This is a genomic window from Pseudomonas sp. SDO5522_S412 (assembly GCF_054071215.1).
Window position 1 is genome coordinate 1 of sequence record NZ_JBSVWQ010000365.1, and the last position, 3,632, is coordinate 3,632.

Consider the following 3,632-nt stretch of genomic DNA (forward strand, 5'->3'; position numbering starts at 1 on the left):
GTATCAACTGACACTCCGCATTCGCGAGCAAGCCCGCTCCCACATCAGGTTACGCGTAGCTCTCGATCGACGGGCACGCGCACACCAGGTTGCGATCGCCAAACACGTTGTCGACCCGGCCAACCGGCGGCCAGTACTTGGCTTCGATCAACGACGCCACCGGGTACACCGCTTGTTCACGGCTGTATGGGTGGCTCCATTCGCCAACCAGTTCCGCAGCAGTGTGTGGTGCGTTCTTCAGCGGGTTGTCGTCCTTGTCCAGCGAGCCATTTTCCACCGCGCGAATCTCTTCGCGGATGGCGATCATCGCGTCGCAGAAGCGGTCCAGTTCTTCCCTGGATTCGCTTTCGGTCGGCTCGATCATCAGGGTGCCAGCCACCGGGAACGACATGGTCGGCGCATGGAAACCAAAGTCGATCAGGCGCTTGGCCACGTCATCCACGCTGATGCCGCTGCTGTCTTTCAACGGGCGCAGGTCGAGGATGCATTCGTGGGCCACCAGGCCGTTGCTGCCGGTGTACAGCACCGGGTAGTGCTCTTCCAGGCGACGGGAAATGTAGTTGGCGTTGAGGATCGCCAACTGCGAAGCGCGCTTGAGGCCCGCGCCGCCCATCATGCTGATGTACATCCAGGTGATCGGCAAAATGCTCGCGCTGCCGAACGGTGCGGCGCACACCGCGCCTTCCTTGCGTTCCATCGCGGCATGGCCGGGCAGGAACGGCGTCAGGTGGGATTTGACGCCAATCGGACCGACGCCCGGGCCGCCACCGCCGTGGGGAATGCAGAAGGTCTTGTGCAGGTTCAAGTGGGACACATCGCCGCCGAACTTGCCCGGGGCGCAGAGGCCGACCATCGCGTTCATGTTGGCGCCGTCGATGTACACCTGGCCGCCGTTGTCGTGAATGATCCCGCAGATTTCGCGGATGCCTTCTTCGAACACGCCGTGGGTGGACGGGTAGGTGATCATCAGCGCAGCGAGGTGCTCGCGGTGCTCGATGGCCTTGGCACGCAGGTCTTCGATGTCGACGTTACCGCGTGCATCGCAGGCGGTGACCACGACGCGCATGCCGGCCATGTTGGCGGTGGCCGGGTTGGTGCCATGGGCCGACGACGGGATCAGGCAGATGTCGCGGCGTTCTTCGCCACGGCTCTGGTGATAGGCACGGATGGCCAGCAGGCCGGCGTATTCGCCCTGGGAACCGGCGTTCGGTTGCAGGGAAATCGCGTCATAACCGGTGGCCGCGCAGAGCATGGCTTCCAGTTCGGTCGTCAGTTGCTGGTAGCCGGCGCTTTGCGAGGCCGGGGCGAACGGGTGCAGGGCACCGAACTCGGCCCAGGTCACCGGGATCATTTCGCTGGCGGCGTTGAGCTTCATGGTGCACGAGCCCAGCGGGATCATGGTGCGATCCAGGGCCAGGTCCTTGTCGGCCAGCTTGCGCAGGTAGCGCATCAGCTCGGTCTCGGAGTGGTAACGGTTGAACACCGGGTGGCTGAGAATTGGCGACTGGCGCAGCAGCGCGGCCGGCAGGGTGCTTTCAACGCTGGCAGCCAATGCGGCGAAGTCCGGCAGGGCTTTACCGCCGGCGAACACGCTCCACAGGGTTTCGATGTCGGCTTGGGAGGTTGTTTCGTCCACCGACAGGCCAACGCGTTCGCTGTCGACCACACGCAGGTTGATGCGCTGGGCGCGAGCCTTGTCGTGCAGGGCAGCAGTTTGCGCGCCGGTCTTGATGGTCAGGGTGTCGAAGAAGTGGGCTTGTTCAACTGCCAGGCCCAATGCGCCCAAGCCTTTGGCGAAGATCGCGGTCAGGTGGTGAATGCGGTTGGCAATCTGGGTCAGGCCTTTCGGGCCGTGGTACACGGCGTACATGCTGGCAATGTTGGCCAACAGCACTTGGGCGGTGCAGATGTTGCTGGTGGCCTTCTCGCGGCGGATATGTTGCTCGCGGGTCTGCATGGCCAGGCGCAGGGCCGGCTTGCCGAAACGGTCCACGGAGACGCCGACCAGACGGCCCGGCATGTCGCGTTTGAACGCATCCTTGGTGGAGAAGTACGCCGCGTGCGGGCCACCGAAGCCCAGCGGCACGCCGAAGCGTTGCGCGCTGCCGATGGCCACGTCGGCGCCGAACTCACCCGGCGGGGTCAGCAGGGTCAGGGCCAGCAGGTCGGCGGCCACGGCCACCAGCGCATTGGCGGCGTGGAAGCGCTCGGTCAGTTCGCGGTAGTCGAACACGTCACCGTTGCTGGCCGGGTATTGCAGCAGGGCGCCGAAGAAGGCACTGACGTCGGTCAGTTCACGCTCGTCGCCCACCACCACGTCGATGCCCAGCGGCTCGGCACGGGTGCGCAGTACGTCGAGGGTTTGCGGGTGGCTGTGCACGGAGGCGAAGAACGCGTTGCTGCCTTTGTTCTTGCTCAGGCGTTTGCAGAAGGTCATGGCTTCGGCAGCGGCGGTGGCTTCGTCCAACAGCGAGGCGTTGGCGATCGGCAGGCCGGTGAGGTCGCTGATCAGCGTCTGGAAGTTCAGCAGCGACTCCAGGCGGCCCTGGGAAATCTCCGGCTGATACGGCGTGTAGGCGGTGTACCAGGCCGGGTTTTCCAGGAGGTTGCGCAGGATCGGCGACGGTGTGTGGCAGTTGTAGTAGCCCTGGCCGATGTAGGTCTTGAACAGCTCGTTCTTGGCGGCAATCGCCTTGATCGAAGCCAGTGCGTCGGCTTCGCTCAGGCCGTCGCTCAGGCCCAGCACAGCGGTGCCCTTGATGCTTTCCGGGATCACGCTGGCGCTCAAGGCTTCCAGGGAATCAAAGCCCAGGGTGGCGAGCATGTGTTGCTCGTCGTCCTGGCGCGGGCCGATGTGGCGGGCGATGAATTCGTTGGCGGTGGTCAGATTAGTCATGGCGCGCTCCTCAGGCTTCAGCGTTGGCTTTGATCAGGCGGTCATACGCATCCTGATCCAACAGCTTAGCTACTGCGTCGGCATCAGCCGGTTTAAAGCGGAAGAACCAGCCTTCGCCCATCGGGTCTTCGTTGACCAGCTCGGGGCTGCCGTCCAGCTTGTCGTTTACTTCGAGGACTTCGCCGTCCAATGGCATGTATACGCCGCTGGCGGCCTTGACCGATTCAACGGTGGAGGCTTCTACCCCTTTGTCGTAGGACTGCAGCTCAGGCAGTTGCACGAAAACCACATCACCCAGCGCGTTCTGCGCAAAAGCGGTAATGCCCACGGTCACGCTGCCGTCGGCTTCGGCGCGCAGCCATTCGTGATCTTCAGTAAAGCGCAACTCGCTCATGGAAACTCCTCAGGGCCAGATTCGTCTGGTGGACGGGATTGGAATAATGGGGAGTTGCTTAGCAAAATTGCGGCCAATGTTTTTTTATCGTTATAAAACAATTAGTTACTGATTATGGCGGGTGATGTTCGGAAGGTGACTGTAGCGATATCGCTACAGCTGGACGGGTGAAAAAAAGCCTATGAGGATCAAAGCCTTGCATGGCGACGCCTGGGACGGTGTGTATTGATATCGTTCCACTGTAGCGCTTTCAGTACGGGCGGAGGTCGCTTTTGAGGGCGCCGTAGATCAAATGTGGGAGCGGGCTTGCTCGCGAATGCGGTATGTCAGTGCCGAATGTAT

General features: G+C 62.4%; 2 protein-coding genes. Both read right to left on the reverse strand.

Annotation, left to right across the window (positions count from 1 at the left end):
- Window positions 1-49: 49 nt before the first annotated feature.
- On the reverse strand, window positions 50-2,896 hold the full coding sequence (gene gcvP, locus ACW9I6_RS31465) for an aminomethyl-transferring glycine dehydrogenase (protein WP_134327229.1): 2,847 nt from the start codon (window positions 2,894-2,896) through the stop codon (window positions 50-52).
- Between the two features lie 10 nt (window positions 2,897-2,906).
- Window positions 2,907-3,290: a glycine cleavage system protein GcvH gene (gene gcvH / locus ACW9I6_RS31470; protein WP_457340211.1), complete on the reverse strand. Its 384-nt coding sequence runs from the start codon at window positions 3,288-3,290 to the stop codon at window positions 2,907-2,909.
- Between the last annotated feature and the right edge of the window lie 342 nt (window positions 3,291-3,632).

Bases quoted from the DNA above. Each gene is read 5' to 3' on its own strand.
- gcvP (WP_134327229.1), bottom strand. From the start codon at position 2,896: ATGACTAATCTGACCACCGCCAACGAATTCATCGCCCGCCACATCGGC.
- gcvH (WP_457340211.1), bottom strand. From the start codon at position 3,290: ATGAGCGAGTTGCGCTTTACTGAAGATCACGAATGGCTGCGCGCCGAA.